Source organism: Yoonia sp. R2331, from assembly GCF_041103235.1.
GTDB lineage: Bacteria > Pseudomonadota > Alphaproteobacteria > Rhodobacterales > Rhodobacteraceae > CANMYO01.
Genome location: NZ_JBGCUN010000001.1, coordinates 2,743,314 through 2,756,042, shown reverse-complemented (window position 1 = coordinate 2,756,042; position 12,729 = coordinate 2,743,314). Strand labels below are relative to the sequence as shown.

General features: G+C 59.7%; 16 protein-coding genes. 8 read left to right on the top strand and 8 right to left on the bottom strand.

Annotated features, from left to right (window positions below; genetic code table 11):
- Nucleotides 1–483: 483 nt before the first annotated feature.
- Nucleotides 484–1,341 (bottom strand): transferrin-binding protein-like solute binding protein, encoded by an 858-nt coding sequence (locus tag AB3Y40_RS14170; RefSeq protein WP_369439434.1) that lies wholly within the window; start codon nt 1,339–1,341, stop codon nt 484–486.
- A gap of 72 nt (nt 1,342–1,413) precedes the next feature.
- Between AB3Y40_RS14170 and AB3Y40_RS14165 the strand changes: the two genes are divergently transcribed.
- Nucleotides 1,414–2,076, top strand: a complete 663-nt coding sequence (locus tag AB3Y40_RS14165) for a DUF2161 domain-containing phosphodiesterase (protein ID WP_369439433.1) — start codon at nt 1,414–1,416, stop codon at nt 2,074–2,076.
- On the opposite strand, the gene AB3Y40_RS14160 is transcribed toward AB3Y40_RS14165, so the two are convergent.
- The 4 genes from AB3Y40_RS14160 to AB3Y40_RS14145 form a co-directional block, all read right to left on the bottom strand.
- Nucleotides 2,073–3,068, bottom strand: a complete 996-nt coding sequence (locus AB3Y40_RS14160) for a TraB/GumN family protein (RefSeq protein ID WP_369439432.1) — start codon at nt 3,066–3,068, stop codon at nt 2,073–2,075. The two genes, AB3Y40_RS14165 and AB3Y40_RS14160, sit on opposite strands and share 4 nt — an antisense overlap.
- 32 nt (nt 3,069–3,100) lie before the next feature.
- Nucleotides 3,101–3,394, bottom strand: a complete 294-nt coding sequence (locus AB3Y40_RS14155; protein ID WP_369439431.1) for a hypothetical protein — start codon at nt 3,392–3,394, stop codon at nt 3,101–3,103.
- 233 nt (nt 3,395–3,627) lie between these two features.
- Nucleotides 3,628–4,428 carry a DUF2145 domain-containing protein gene (locus AB3Y40_RS14150; protein WP_369439430.1) on the bottom strand — a complete coding sequence of 267 codons (801 nt, stop codon included), beginning with the start codon at nt 4,426–4,428 and terminating at the stop codon, nt 3,628–3,630.
- Nucleotides 4,429–4,440: 12 nt separating this feature from the next.
- A complete protein-coding gene (locus tag AB3Y40_RS14145) occupies nt 4,441–4,740 on the bottom strand; it encodes a hypothetical protein (protein ID WP_369439429.1) in 300 nt (99 codons plus the stop codon).
- Nucleotides 4,741–4,975: 235 nt separating this feature from the next.
- Here AB3Y40_RS14145 and AB3Y40_RS14140 point away from each other — a divergent pair, with 235 nt between their 5' ends.
- From AB3Y40_RS14140 to AB3Y40_RS14115, 6 genes are all read left to right on the top strand, one after another.
- Nucleotides 4,976–5,260, top strand: coding sequence for a co-chaperone GroES (locus tag AB3Y40_RS14140; RefSeq protein ID WP_369439428.1), 285 nt, complete (start codon nt 4,976–4,978; stop codon nt 5,258–5,260).
- 48 nt (nt 5,261–5,308) lie between these two features.
- Complete coding sequence (groL, locus tag AB3Y40_RS14135) at nt 5,309–6,952, top strand: chaperonin GroEL (RefSeq protein WP_369439427.1); 1,644 nt, start codon at nt 5,309–5,311, stop codon at nt 6,950–6,952.
- A gap of 221 nt (nt 6,953–7,173) precedes the next feature.
- Nucleotides 7,174–7,386, top strand: coding sequence for a hypothetical protein (locus tag AB3Y40_RS14130; protein ID WP_369439426.1), 213 nt, complete (start codon nt 7,174–7,176; stop codon nt 7,384–7,386).
- Nucleotides 7,387–7,523: 137 nt separating this feature from the next.
- Nucleotides 7,524–8,639, top strand: coding sequence for a serine/threonine protein kinase (locus AB3Y40_RS14125; RefSeq protein WP_369439425.1), 1,116 nt, complete (start codon nt 7,524–7,526; stop codon nt 8,637–8,639).
- A gap of 70 nt (nt 8,640–8,709) precedes the next feature.
- Nucleotides 8,710–8,853: a hypothetical protein gene (locus tag AB3Y40_RS14120; protein WP_369439424.1), complete on the top strand. Its 144-nt coding sequence runs from the start codon at nt 8,710–8,712 to the stop codon at nt 8,851–8,853.
- 42 nt (nt 8,854–8,895) lie between these two features.
- The gene (locus AB3Y40_RS14115) at nt 8,896–9,738 is read left to right on the top strand and encodes a DMT family transporter (RefSeq protein WP_369439423.1); all 843 of its coding nucleotides are present in this window, start codon (nt 8,896–8,898) and stop codon (nt 9,736–9,738) included.
- Here the strand turns inward: AB3Y40_RS14115 and AB3Y40_RS14110 are convergent.
- Nucleotides 9,713–10,171: an NUDIX domain-containing protein gene (locus AB3Y40_RS14110; RefSeq protein ID WP_369439422.1), complete on the bottom strand. Its 459-nt coding sequence runs from the start codon at nt 10,169–10,171 to the stop codon at nt 9,713–9,715. The two genes, AB3Y40_RS14115 and AB3Y40_RS14110, sit on opposite strands and share 26 nt — an antisense overlap.
- A gap of 89 nt (nt 10,172–10,260) precedes the next feature.
- Between AB3Y40_RS14110 and AB3Y40_RS14105 the strand changes: the two genes are divergently transcribed.
- Entirely contained in the window at nt 10,261–11,004 is a 744-nt protein-coding gene (locus tag AB3Y40_RS14105; protein ID WP_459553984.1) for an alpha/beta fold hydrolase, read from the top strand.
- A 131-nt stretch (nt 11,005–11,135) separates the two neighbouring features.
- On the opposite strand, the gene AB3Y40_RS14100 is transcribed toward AB3Y40_RS14105, so the two are convergent.
- Complete coding sequence (locus AB3Y40_RS14100; protein WP_369439421.1) at nt 11,136–12,206, bottom strand: 5-(carboxyamino)imidazole ribonucleotide synthase; 1,071 nt, start codon at nt 12,204–12,206, stop codon at nt 11,136–11,138.
- The gene (gene purE, locus AB3Y40_RS14095) at nt 12,203–12,685 is read right to left on the bottom strand and encodes a 5-(carboxyamino)imidazole ribonucleotide mutase (protein ID WP_369439420.1); all 483 of its coding nucleotides are present in this window, start codon (nt 12,683–12,685) and stop codon (nt 12,203–12,205) included. Before purE ends, AB3Y40_RS14100 begins: the two co-directional genes overlap by 4 nt.
- Between the last annotated feature and the right edge of the window lie 44 nt (nt 12,686–12,729).

Here is a 12,729-nt window from a genome sequence, read left to right as displayed (position 1 = left end):
AGGGTGGCGCTTGTGCACTGTCACCCCCCACTAGCGCCATGGCAGGTTTGACCGGGGCGGGTGGCTTGTGCTAACTGTCAGGCCTCAAGACAGGAGGGCTCTGACAGTGGACATGACGGTTTGAATTGATCCGTTCCTGAAGGCGCAAGATGCGCAATCACTTTCCACATCAGAGGAGTATTCCATCATGGACCAGCATCGCTGACGCCTCAGTAGAGGGCGCGCCATCGCCTGCGTGCGCGCAGGCCCTGATCACGATCAGATGGAGGTTTCAGATGCCCCGTAAGACACCAAAGCCGCGCAAGGCGGCAACCCCACCCGCAACCCGCGACGCAGACCGCCGCACACGGCCAAGCGCCCGTCCGGCAACGGACCGGACGCCCAACCTGCGCCAGCAAAGGGTGACAAAGCGCCCACCGCGTTTCCCCGGTCGATTAGGTGGAAGATAGTCGGAATGCCCCGTCTCGTTTGTGCGAGGCGGGGCTATTGTTCGCCGATAAATCCGCCCTGTAACAGGATGGGGCGGTCCGGGTCGCCTGTCACAACGGTCCCGGTCACCGTCCCGCCGACCGCGCCGACGTCGGCGCCAAAGAACCGGCCATCGTAGGTGCCGGACGACAAGGTATTGCCGTCCCCAAAGGATCCGGCGGCGACCGAGACGCTGCCGGAAAACGTATTGCCGCGGATCGCGGTGCCTTCAAGTTGCAAGGTCACATCTGCAACTTCGATCGGTCGGTCGGCGGGGTCGTCAAAGCGGATTGAACCATTGACCGCACCACCGTCAAAATCGGCTGTGATCCGTGCAGTCCCGTTGGAGAACCCCGACGCCAGCCGCCCGTCGATAACTTGCCGCAACGACAAGGAGGCAGGGCCAGTATAGACGGCTGACCCGGTTTCAGCCGCAACGGTGGTCGGGTTTGTGTCAAAACCAAACGGCACATAGCCTGCGTTAAAGCTGTCTTCGGTTGCGAAGGACAGATAGATCAGCTCGACCGCGTTGGGGTCGGTTTGAGAGATACGCAGCCACAACACGTTGGTGTCATTTTCGGTGGTGGAATAGATGCCGTTTCCTTCGGAATTCAGCACAAATCGTTGGCCATCGATCACCACCATCGGGCGGCCTTGGGCGTTGATGCGCAAACTGACGTCCTGGTTGATCAGCGCGCCCTTTTCGTCCTGCAACACAAATGCGCTGGTTTGCGGGACGTTGAACGTGATCCGGGCCGCCACCTCATCACCTGATTGCGCAAAGCCAGATGCTGCAATGGGTGTGGGCGGTGTGCTGGAACTGCACCCGGCGAGCATTGCGGCGCACATCAGGGCCTTGGCAAGTTCGCGCATGGTTGTCACTGTCCTTCGAGAGCAAAAGTTAACAGACTATCGTCTCAAAAGTCGTGTGGGGCAACCATCGGGATGAGCAAAACCACGGTGAAAGAGGCGGATCTATATCCACCGATCAAGGCCTATCTGACCCGAGCGGGATGGAGCGTGAAGGGAGAGGTTGGTGCGGCGGATGTGGTGGGTTGCCGGGGCGATGCGTTGTTGGTGGTGGAACTGAAGCTGGGGTTTTCGCTGGCGCTGTTCCATCAGGGGATTGAGCGGCTGGGGGTGACCGATCTGGTCTATCTGGCGGTGCCGGCAGGTGGCCAGCCCAAGGCGTTGAAAGCTAACGTTAAGCTGGCGCGGCGTGCAGGCCTTGGGGTGATGACCGTGCGAACGCGGGACGGATTTGTCGAGGTGTTGGCCGAACCGGGGCCCTATGCGGCGCGAAAGTCAAAGAAAAAGGCCACGCGGTTACGCAATGCCTTTGACCGACTAGAGGGTGATCCCAATGCAGGCGGGGCCACGCGCCACGGGTTGGTGACGGGGTATCGGCAGGACGCGCTGAAATGCGCGCGGTTTCTGGCGGTGCATGGCCCCTCAAAAGGGTCGGTCGTCAAAGACTGGACCGAAGTGCCACAAGCCACGCGGATTATGGCAGACGATCACTATGGCTGGTTCAAGCGTATCAAAACGGGCGTCTATGGCCTGACCAAAGCAGGCGAGAAAGGGTTGGCTGACTGGTCGGACGTCTAGCGAGCGCGCAAGCGAGTCAGCGTCCAGCCGTCAGATTGCAGCAGGTTCAGCACGCCCTGTTCCCCCGGCAGGTGGGCCGCGCCCACGGCGACAACGACCCGGTCATGTGCAGCGGTTGCAGTCATAATCCGGGGTATCCATGCCAGATTGCGGTCCAGCAGAATCTTTTGTTCAGCATCTGCAAAAAGCGCGTCAGCGCGGGCGGGATCCATCGCGGGAATATCCTTGGTCGAGAGCCGCGAAGCTTCCCAGATGGTGACGACGTCTTCGGCAAAGTAGCTGTTGAGCATGGAGACAAAGAGAGAGGTTTGAACCTCTGGCGGGACGAGGCCCATTTGTAGCATTTCCAGCTGCTCTTCGGTGCTGCCTTCGCGCATGATGGTGAAGAGCGTGTCCCAATCCTCGACCGCGGCAATGGGGACGTTCGCATCCAGTGCCACGTCGATCAGCATATGATCCAAGCCGCGTGCGCCAGAGGCGAGATCGGGCATAGTGCAGGCTGGAATTGCGAGCGCCTGCGCGAGATACCAGGGCTGCATCTTTGCGGCCATGAATGCCGGGATTTGACGGGCGTTGGCGGCATCGGCCAGTGATTGCCAGGCTTCTTCGGGCAACTGTTCGGGCAGGGTGGGGCCATCAGTGATGAAAATCAGCCCCGGATCGCGTTGCATGGCAGAGGTCATCTGCGTCTCTTCCTCGGGGCCAGCTTCGACGAGCAAAAGATCAGCGGCTTCGACCAGAGGTGCGGTCCGCAAGACAATTGGGCCAAGGCGCGGGTCGAAAATATGCATCGTGCCAATGACATGCAGCGTCTTGTCATCCCGCGTGGCCTGCCAGACAAGGCCGGTTGCAAAAGGTGTGTCGGCGACAACCGCGTCAATCCCGGCACGTTCCGCAGCTGAGAGTGCTTCCACATAGTCGGTGCCTTCGCACAAAGCGGCGACCTGCAGCGGCCAGAGTGCGACCATCATGGCTGCCAGAAAGCGGTACATCACATTCTCCTGTTGGGCCGTCCGGGCAGGGATCAGCCCGGACGGTTTTGCAGGATCATACGTTGCCCGACCCGGATGAGGAACCGGCCAAACCAGTCGCGCCACGTGGCGCGTGGCGGCGGGACAACCTGAAGGCGGAAACCGGGAGCAAATGGCACACCTGTCGGGGACGAAGGCAGCGCAGTTGGCACCACAAGTGGCACCGGTGGCCAGCCTGGCGCGGGCGATAGATCAAGCCGCGCAGGCCGCGTGCGTTTGACGCGCTGCTTTGGCGTATGAAAGTCAGGGTCGACCTTGTGGTCGGTAAACATAAACGGCGGATGCATGGGACAAGGTCCTCGAATGTCGTGCAGATTTGGAAAGGGTGGTGTGCGGCTTGGTCAGCGCGCACAGCAATGCAGGGGCGCTACCAGCAGGTGGTATTTGGCTCCATTGGGTGCATTGCATTCTCCTTAGCGACGATTCGCGGTGTCAGTGGGTTCAAATAACCCGTTGACTGCGTGTGGACCAAGCAGTTTTTCCGGCAAGATTGATTTTGTGCGACATCTTTGCCGCTGGCCTAGTACCTGACGGCACCACCGGGCGTGATGCGGTAGGTCTGCAGGGCCAATCCATGCTGTGCCATAAAGCGGGCAACCGACCCGAAGGTTGCGGTGGCAACCTGTTCGCCGTGATCGGCCGTGGTCAGTGCCTGACTGAGGGTAGGGGCCAGCGCGCGCTGCAACCCGTCGATCTCAATAGGTTGCGCGGTGAAGTGCGCGGCGATATTGGCCTTGATCCGCGCCTTGTTCGACGTGTCATAAAGGGCGGCCATCAGGACATTCAGCGTGTGTTCGGTGCAGTTCTGGAATTGGTCGTTGGCCGGGTTGGCAAGCACGGAATAACGCGGATTGTGGAGTGCGGCATATGTCGGGCTTTGGATGACGGACAAAAGTCGGCGCTGCAATCTGGGGTCGGGGATAATGATGCCTGCGTCAAGACGCTTGGCCCCGGCGAAGAAATCGGCGGGACTGTCCTGCACCAGATCGCTGGTGGTTCGGTCGCCGTTGCGCTGATAGAGGTTGAAGACACGGTAACCCGTGCCGGTGCTGCCATCTGCGGTGCTGATCGTGGAGTAGACCCAAAACCCAAGGTGGGTATAGGTGATGCCATCAGGAAGCGTGTCCGGATCGCGCCCCATGCGCGCGACAATTGCCACCTGCACACCGCGCGCAGCCAGATCCTGCTGCACTTGATCTGAAAAGGCCGCGACATCTGCGGCGGGCAGGACCGATTGGCTGGCGTTACTGCTGCCCGCGTGGGTGGCCATGGGGAAGATCGCGACGCAAGCGGCGCAAACCAGTGACAGGATACGTGACATCTATTGGCCCTTTCAGTTCAGGGTAGGCGGGCCGTCGTGGGCGACAGCGGGCGTGTGCGTTGCAAGGGCTTGGCCGGTCTGAACCGCAGCGCTACCGCTTTCGGCAAGGGCAGCCCCGGACACGACCATTCCCGAACCACTGGCGATCAGCGGCACGGCGGCAACAGAGGAGACACCGGTAACACCCGCCGCAGCACTATGGGCGCTGGCAGCAGCGCTATGGTTCACGGCAGCGCCCGAATGGTGGGTGCTGGGGGCCACACATGCGGTGGCCAGCCCCAATACGGTCAGCGATACGAAAGTGCGATACATAATTGAACCTCATTCATGAACAATGTTCAAAACATTTAGAAGCCACCGCTGCGCAAGTCAACATGAAATTGAACAATGTTCATGTAGGGGCGAATGAGCTGATCCACAGATTCGTGCAAATTGCAGCGCGGCGCGTGTTGACAGCCAAGGCGACGATCCCTAATTACCTCCCGTTATCACTCGACTGGGTTGAGTGCTAACGGGAGTTGAAACTGAACCAAGGGAAGTTCAAAAGATGGCATTCACACCACTTCACGACCGTGTTCTGGTCCGCCGCATCGAAAGCGACGAAAAGACCTCTGGCGGTCTGATCATTCCTGACAGCGCCAAGGAAAAGCCTGCAGAGGGCGAAATCGTGTCTTGTGGCGCCGGTGCCCGCAAGGACAGCGGAGAGCTGATCCCAATGGATGTCAAAGCAGGCGACAAGGTCCTGTTTGGCAAGTGGTCCGGCACCGAAGTCAAGATCGACGGCGAAGACCTGTTGATCATGAAGGAAAGCGACATTCTGGGCATCATGTAAGCCCGGTTCGTCCAATCCCAACGAAATTCAAATTCAAGGAGCTAATCAATGGCTGCTAAAGACGTCAAATTTGACACCGATGCCCGCAACCGCATGCTGAACGGCGTCAACACGCTGGCAAACGCGGTGAAGGTTACCCTCGGCCCCAAGGGTCGTAACGTTGTTCTGGACAAGTCGTTCGGCGCACCGCGTATCACCAAGGACGGTGTGTCTGTCGCCAAAGAGATCGAGCTTGAGGACAAGTTCGAGAACATGGGCGCGCAGATGGTCAAGGAAGTTGCATCGCGCACAAACGACGAAGCTGGTGACGGCACGACCACAGCGACTGTGCTGGCCCAGGCCATCGTGCGCGAAGGCATGAAGTCGGTTGCAGCGGGCATGAACCCGATGGACCTCAAGCGCGGCATCGACCTGGCAACCGCCAAGGTTGTTGAAGCAATCAAATCCGCATCGCGCCCGGTTTCAGACAGCGCAGAAGTCGCGCAAGTCGGCACCATCTCTGCCAATGGCGAAGAGGAAATCGGCCGCCAGATCGCTGACGCGATGCAAAAGGTCGGCAACGAAGGCGTCATCACCGTCGAAGAGAACAAAGGTCTGGAAACAGAGACCGATGTTGTCGAAGGCATGCAGTTCGACCGCGGCTACCTGAGCCCCTACTTCGTGACCAACACTGAAAAGATGACAACAGAGCTGGAAGACGCGATCATCCTGCTGCACGAGAAGAAGCTGTCTTCGCTGCAGCCAATGGTGCCGCTGCTTGAGTCTGTCATTCAGTCCGGCAAGCCCCTGCTGATCATCGCAGAAGACGTCGAAGGCGAAGCGCTGGCGACCCTCGTGGTCAACAAGCTGCGCGGTGGTCTGAAAATCGCGGCCGTCAAGGCGCCGGGCTTTGGTGACCGTCGTAAAGCCATGCTGCAGGACATTGCGATCCTGACCGGTGGTCAGGTGATCTCCGAAGATCTGGGCATGAAGCTTGAGTCCGTGACCATCGACATGCTGGGTTCTGCCAAGCGCGTTGCGATCACCAAGGACGAAACCACCATCGTTGACGGCGCTGGCGACAAGGCTGAGATCGAAGCACGTGTCAGCCAGATCCGTGGTCAGATCGAAGAGACAACAAGCGACTACGACCGTGAGAAGCTGCAAGAACGTGTGGCCAAGCTGGCTGGCGGTGTTGCTGTCATCCGCGTCGGCGGCATGTCCGAAGTGGAAGTCAAAGAGCGCAAAGACCGCGTTGATGACGCCCTGAACGCAACCCGTGCTGCTGTGCAGGAAGGTGTTGTAGTGGGCGGCGGCGTTGCACTGGTCCAAGGTGCCAAGGCGCTTGACGGTCTGAAGGGTGCAAACTCTGACCAGGACGTTGGCATCTCGATCATCCGCAAGGCGATCGAAGCCCCGCTGCGTCAGATCGCAGAAAACTCTGGCGTCGACGGCTCTGTCGTGGCTGGTAAAATTCGCGAAAGCAACGACAAGGCATTTGGTTTCAACGCGCAGACCGAAGAATATGGCGACATGTTCAAGTTCGGCGTGATTGACCCGGCCAAAGTTGTGCGTACTGCCCTGCAGGACGCCGCATCTGTGGCTGGTCTGCTGATCACTACCGAAGCCATGGTTGCTGACAAGCCTGCCAAAGAGGGTGCTGCACCCGCTGGCGGCATGCCCGACATGGGCGGCATGGGCGGCATGATGTAATCAGGTCGCAGGCTAATCACTTAGCCGATCAAAATTGGGGGCGGTTCCAAAGGGAGCCGCCCCTTTTTCGTGCGTTTTGACCAGTTAACCCTGCGAAACCATTCCCTTTTTGCATAGCGGGCTTGCTGGACTGTTCATTGTGCAGGTGCAGCATTGCCCCATATGTTTGTGGCAGATTTAAAGGCGATCCTCCCATCGCCACCACAGAAAGGACGTATGACATGGCATATCTTGCGACGCATACACTCGAAGAAATGAACCGGGGCTGGAGCTTTGCAGGCCTGCGCGCAACCCTGTCGCGCGCTTTGCTGGCGATGCAGGTTGCACGGATGGAATCCGTGTTGAGCCAAATGTCGGCGGTAGAATTGGAACGTATCGGCATCACCTATGCCGACATTCCGGCCTACGCCCGTAAGATGGTTTCTGCCGACTAAGGCGCGTTTACTATCGGTGATAAGTGGGGCGGTCCTGAAAGGGGCCGCCCTGCGCGTTTCTGGCCTCTCGATTCGGGCTTGTGTCACTGCATGGCTGGCCGTACCAATCGCCCGTTGGTTTTTTGGGAGGAAGCCGCATGGCAAAGACCGTCGTCAATTCGTGGAACGAGTGGGACCCGCTGCGCCATGTGATCGTGGGGCGGGCCGATGATTGTCATATCCCGCCCGAAGAACCGGCGCTTGACGCCAAGGTGCCCGAGGACAGCGATATGCGCGGCCAGTGGGGCCGTCGCCCGCAGGAAACCATCGACCGCGCGAATGAACTGTTGGACAACTTTGCCGACCTGCTACGCAAGCGTGGGATCAGGGTGGATCGTCCAGACAGTATCGACCATTCCAAGCCGGTCACCACGCCCGATTTCCACACTGACAGCCAGTTTGGCTGTATGCCGCCGCGCGACGTGCTGTTGACGGTTGGTTCAGAAATCCTTGAGGCAACGATGTCTTATCGCTGCCGCTGGTTTGAATACCTCAACTACCGGCCCCTGATGCAGCGGTATTGGGAAGAAGACCCCAACTTTCGCCACGAAGCAGCCCCCAAGCCACGCCTGACGGATGCCGATTATCATCCCGACTATCTGTCGGACAAAATCGGCGTGCAAAAGCGGCTGGAGTGGGCGGCAGAGAAGTTCTTTGTCACAACCGAGGAAGAGCCGCTTTTTGATGCCGCCGACGTGCTGCGGTTTGGTCGCGATCTGGTGGTGCAGCACGGGTTCACGACCAATTTGCGCGGGATCGATTGGTTGCGGCGGCATTACCCCGACCACCGTGTGCATACGGTGAACTTCCCCGGTGACCCCTATCCGATCCACATCGACGCGACCTTTACCCCACTGCGGCCCGGTTTGATCCTGAACAACCCCCAGCGCCGGTTGCCTGATGATCAGCGCGCAATGTTCAGTGACAACGATTGGGAGATCGTGGACGCAGCACAGCCTGCGCATAACACGCCCCCGCCGCTGTGCTATTCCTCGACCTGGTTGTCGATGAATGTGCTGGTGCTGGACCCCAAGACGGTTTGCGTTGAGGCTTCCGAGGTCTATCAGATGGAACAGATGGACAAGCTGGGAATGGAAGTTGTTCCGGTCGAGCTGCGGGATGCCTATGCCTTTGGCGGGGGGCTGCATTGCTGCACGGCGGACGTCTATCGCGAAGGTGGTTGCGAGGACTATTTCCCGTCGCTTTCTGCCTGATATCGCATCGGAAACGACACCGCCAAAAGTGATGCGTGATTTGTCATCCTGATTGCAGGAGGACGAACCAATGACATTCGCAAAAATCAACGACACCCAATTTGACGCAGCCCTGGACATCATTGCGCCACGGGCCTCAGAACGCGACGTGGCCGAAGACAGTGCGATCGCCGCCGCTTATGCCGCAGGGATCACGCTGCCGTTGGTGGACTGATTGCCGATTGCACAGCTTGCGGTTTTGCCGCAGGCATGACGCATGAAGCTATTTCTTCTTGTGACCCTGACAATGTGCGCTTTTGCGGGCAATTCCGTTTTGAACCGTTTGGGAGTCGGGCAGTTGGGTATGGATCCGATGGGCTTTGCGGTGGTGCGGGTGCTGGCCGGGGCGGTGACGCTTTTTGTGCTTGTCAGCTTGCGCCGCGGGGGATTGCAACTTAGCGGATGGCCACGCTGGGGCGGGGCGGCATCGCTGGCAATCTATATGCTGGGTTTTTCCTGGGCCTATCTGACTTTGGGTGCGGGTTTGGGCGCGTTGATCCTGTTTGCGGTTGTGCAATTGGTCATGTTTGGCTTCGCGCTCTGGCGCGGGCAGGGTGTGCCGGCGATGCGCTGGATCGGGGCGGGGGTTGCCTTTGGCGGGTTGGTCTTGCTGCTGTGGCCCGCGGGGACCGTGCAGGTGCCGATTGCGGGTGCGTTCAGCATGGCAGTGGCAGGGGCGGCATGGGCCGCTTACACGCTCTTGGGTCAAAGCGAGCGGGATGCCTTGTCGGGGACGGCTGCCAACTTTGTCTTGTGTGTACCGCTGGTCTTGCCCGGGTTGATCTGGGCCGGGCCGGGCTGGTCACTGATGGGGGTTGTGACGGCGATAGTGGCCGGTGCTGTGACCTCTGGCTTGGGATATGCGCTGTGGTATCGGGTTTTGCCCGCGCTACCGACAACGCTGGCGGCAATCATTCAGCTTTCGGTGCCGGTGATTGCGGTGCTCGGCGGGATCGTCTTTCTGGCGGAGCCGCTGACCCTGAAAATCACTGCTTCTGGCGGATTGGTACTGGGTGGAATCGCGCTGTCGCTGATCAAAGGTCAGCCAGCCGCACGATAGGTTCAAGCGGATCGTAGAGTGGTGCCGAAGGATCGCCCCATGCAACCGCAGCAAGGCTGTCGGGCTTCACGCGCAGCGCGGACAGTTCAGACCGGGTGACCCAGCGGTGTTGGTTCACCACCCCTTCGGGATCGACGTGGCTGGCGCTGATGTCCCCGTCAGTGACCGTGCAGTGAAAATAGATGTCGACCTGATGAAAGCTGCCGTCGGGGTCGTGAAATTCATTGACCAAAGCGACGGAGCCGACGGTGATGGTCAGCCCGGTTTCTTCCATGACTTCGCGGATCAGGTTGTCTGGCAGGCTATGATGCGGCTCAGCACCACCGCCGGGCGCGCACCACAACTCTCCGCTGCCCCGATATGCGTTGACCAGAAGCAATCGGTTGTGGCGCATGATGAGCGCGCGTGTGGCAAGGCGGATAGGGCGGGTCATGGCGAAGACCATGGGAATGGTTGTGTCGCGACGCAAGGTCAGAATGTCATGACTACTTCTTTTTCACGGATCGGTGTTAACTAAGAGGCATGAAGCGTTTTTTGACCGTACTCATGCTGGGCCTTGCAGGCTGCACACCAGGGGCCAATGCCCTGGAGCAGGCGGATGACTGTGTGGTGATGCTGCACGGGCTAGCCCGGACCGAGATTTCATTCACGCCGATGCAGCTTTTTCTGGAGGCCGAGGGGTACACCGTTGTCAATCAGGGGTATCCGTCAACGGAATCCACGATCCAGCAGTTGGTCGAGGAAAATTTGGCACAGGATGTGGCGGCTTGCGGTGACAAGCGGGTGCACTTTGTGACCCATTCAATGGGTGGTATTCTGGCGCGGGCCTGGTTGACCAATAACCGCCCCGACCGCATGGGCCGTGTGGTGATGTTGGGTCCACCCAACAACGGATCAGAGTTGGTAGATATATTTGGCGATTGGGAGCCGTTCCAATGGGTCAATGGCCCGGCGGGGTTGCAGTTGGGGACTGAGAGTTCCAGCGTGCCCAATCAGCTGGACATGCCGGGGTATGAGGTCGGAATCATTGCGGGCAATCGCAGCCTGAACCCGGTGTATTCATCCTTGATCGAGGGGCCGGATGACGGAAAGGTCTCGGTTGAGAGTACGCGGCTGGAAGGGATGACTGACTTTCTGGAATTGCCAGTCACGCATACCTTTATGATGAATAACCCGCTGGTCATGGCTGAAGTTGCCGCGTTTTTGAAGACTGGGCGATTTGACCGCGATCTGTCGGTGACGGATGTGCTGTTCGGTCTCGAGTAGCCGTCGGGCGCCGCTGTTGTCCGCTGTGCGGCCAAGGCGCCCCGCCCGCCGTCCCGGTCTGCCGCGAAAAGACCGGGCGTGGTGCTGGCAGGTCAGCCAAGCGCCTGCATATTTACATTCAAAAGAAAGACTCAGGCCGATCCTGTGACCCGGTTGACGTGGCCCATCTTGCGGCCCGGCTTCGCTTCGGCCTTGCCATAAAGGTGGATAGCGGCATCGGTCTTGGCGATGTTTGTGATGTCTGCGATGTCGTCGCCGATCAGGTTCTCCATCACCACATTGCTGTGCCGTGTGCCATCGCCCAGCGGCCAGCCTGCGACGGCGCGCATGTGCTGTTCAAACTGGTCCACGGCGCAGCCGTTCTGCGTCCAATGGCCGGAATTATGCACACGCGGCGCAATTTCGTTCACGATGAGCGCCTTTGGGGTCACAAAAAGCTCGACCCCCATGACGCCGACATAGTCGAGTGCGTTGAGGATTTTCGCGGCGATCAACACCGCATCGGTGCGTTGCGCGGCAGTGAGGTTGGCGGGCACCGTCGTGGTGTCGAGGATACCGTGTTTGTGCACATTTTCGCCCGGGTCAAAGCAGGAGATTGCGCCGGTTGCGTCGCGTGCGCCGATGACCGAAACCTCGTGGCTGAAATCGACGAAGCCCTCGAGTATAGCTGGGGCACCGGACATGGCGTCAAGCGCCGCGGTGGCATCTGCGGAGGACATGATCCGCGCCTGGCCCTTGCCGTCATAGCCCATGCGACGGGTCTTGAGGATGCCAGGGGTGCCAATGGTGGCAAGGGCTGCTTCAAGACTGGCCAAGTCATGAACGTCGGCAAAAGGAGCGGTTGCAAGGCCGAGGTCCTGCAGGAAACGTTTTTCGGTCAGGCGGTCCTGAGATGTGGCAAGGGCCGCACGTCCGGGATGAATCGGGCGCAGTGTTTCCAAGAGGTCCAGGGCGCCTGTGGGGATGTTCTCGAACTCATAGGTGATGACGTCGACGGATTGCGCAAAGGCACGCAGGGCGTCGTGATCATCGTAGTTCGCGCGAAAATGATAGTTTGCCACATGGCTCGCGGGGCAGTCGCCGCCGGGCTCGAAGATGCAGGTCTTGAAGCCAAGTCTGCTGGCTGCGACCGAGAGCATGCGGCCCAACTGGCCGCCGCCAAGAATACCGATTGTGGCGCCGGTGGTCAGGGGGGGTGTCATTGCGGTGCCTCGGGGATGGACGCGGACAGATCGCTGCGCCAGTTGTCGAGCCGCGACGCCAGTTCGGCATCCTGAAGGGCGAGGATACCTGCGGCCATCAGGCCCGCGTTGGCCGCACCTGCCGCACCAATGGCCATGGTAGCTACGGGAAAGCCGCGCGGCATTTGCAGGATGGAATAGAGGCTGTCGACACCCGAGAGCGCCTTCGTCTGCACAGGCACACCGATGACTGGCACGCGGGTCTTGGAGGCCATCATGCCGGGTAGATGCGCAGCCCCACCGGCGCCCGCGATAATCACTTGCAACCCACGGTCCACCGCCGTTTTTCCGTAGTCCCACAACCGATCCGGGGTGCGGTGGGCCGAGACTATGCGCGCTTCATAGGCGACATCCAAGGCGTCCAGCAGATCTGCGGCCTCTTTCATGGTGGGCCAGTCGGACTGACTGCCCATGATGATGCCGACGGTGGGTTGGGTCATGATTGCCCCCTGCGTTGCGGAAGCGGCACTATAGCCAGCGTTTG

Coding starts and splice junctions, on each gene's coding strand:
- AB3Y40_RS14170 (WP_369439434.1), bottom strand. CDS start 1,341: ATGCGCGAACTTGCCAAGGCCCTGATGTGCGCCGCAATGCTCGCCGGG.
- AB3Y40_RS14165 (WP_369439433.1), top strand. CDS start 1,414: ATGAGCAAAACCACGGTGAAAGAGGCGGATCTATATCCACCGATCAAG.
- AB3Y40_RS14160 (WP_369439432.1), bottom strand. CDS start 3,068: ATGTACCGCTTTCTGGCAGCCATGATGGTCGCACTCTGGCCGCTGCAG.
- AB3Y40_RS14155 (WP_369439431.1), bottom strand. CDS start 3,394: ATGCATCCGCCGTTTATGTTTACCGACCACAAGGTCGACCCTGACTTT.
- AB3Y40_RS14150 (WP_369439430.1), bottom strand. CDS start 4,428: ATGTCACGTATCCTGTCACTGGTTTGCGCCGCTTGCGTCGCGATCTTC.
- AB3Y40_RS14145 (WP_369439429.1), bottom strand. CDS start 4,740: ATGTATCGCACTTTCGTATCGCTGACCGTATTGGGGCTGGCCACCGCA.
- AB3Y40_RS14140 (WP_369439428.1), top strand. CDS start 4,976: ATGGCATTCACACCACTTCACGACCGTGTTCTGGTCCGCCGCATCGAA.
- groL (WP_369439427.1), top strand. CDS start 5,309: ATGGCTGCTAAAGACGTCAAATTTGACACCGATGCCCGCAACCGCATG.
- AB3Y40_RS14130 (WP_369439426.1), top strand. CDS start 7,174: ATGGCATATCTTGCGACGCATACACTCGAAGAAATGAACCGGGGCTGG.
- AB3Y40_RS14125 (WP_369439425.1), top strand. CDS start 7,524: ATGGCAAAGACCGTCGTCAATTCGTGGAACGAGTGGGACCCGCTGCGC.
- AB3Y40_RS14120 (WP_369439424.1), top strand. CDS start 8,710: ATGACATTCGCAAAAATCAACGACACCCAATTTGACGCAGCCCTGGAC.
- AB3Y40_RS14115 (WP_369439423.1), top strand. CDS start 8,896: ATGAAGCTATTTCTTCTTGTGACCCTGACAATGTGCGCTTTTGCGGGC.
- AB3Y40_RS14110 (WP_369439422.1), bottom strand. CDS start 10,171: ATGACCCGCCCTATCCGCCTTGCCACACGCGCGCTCATCATGCGCCAC.
- AB3Y40_RS14105 (WP_459553984.1), top strand. CDS start 10,261: ATGAAGCGTTTTTTGACCGTACTCATGCTGGGCCTTGCAGGCTGCACA.
- AB3Y40_RS14100 (WP_369439421.1), bottom strand. CDS start 12,206: ATGACACCCCCCCTGACCACCGGCGCCACAATCGGTATTCTTGGCGGC.
- purE (WP_369439420.1), bottom strand. CDS start 12,685: ATGACCCAACCCACCGTCGGCATCATCATGGGCAGTCAGTCCGACTGG.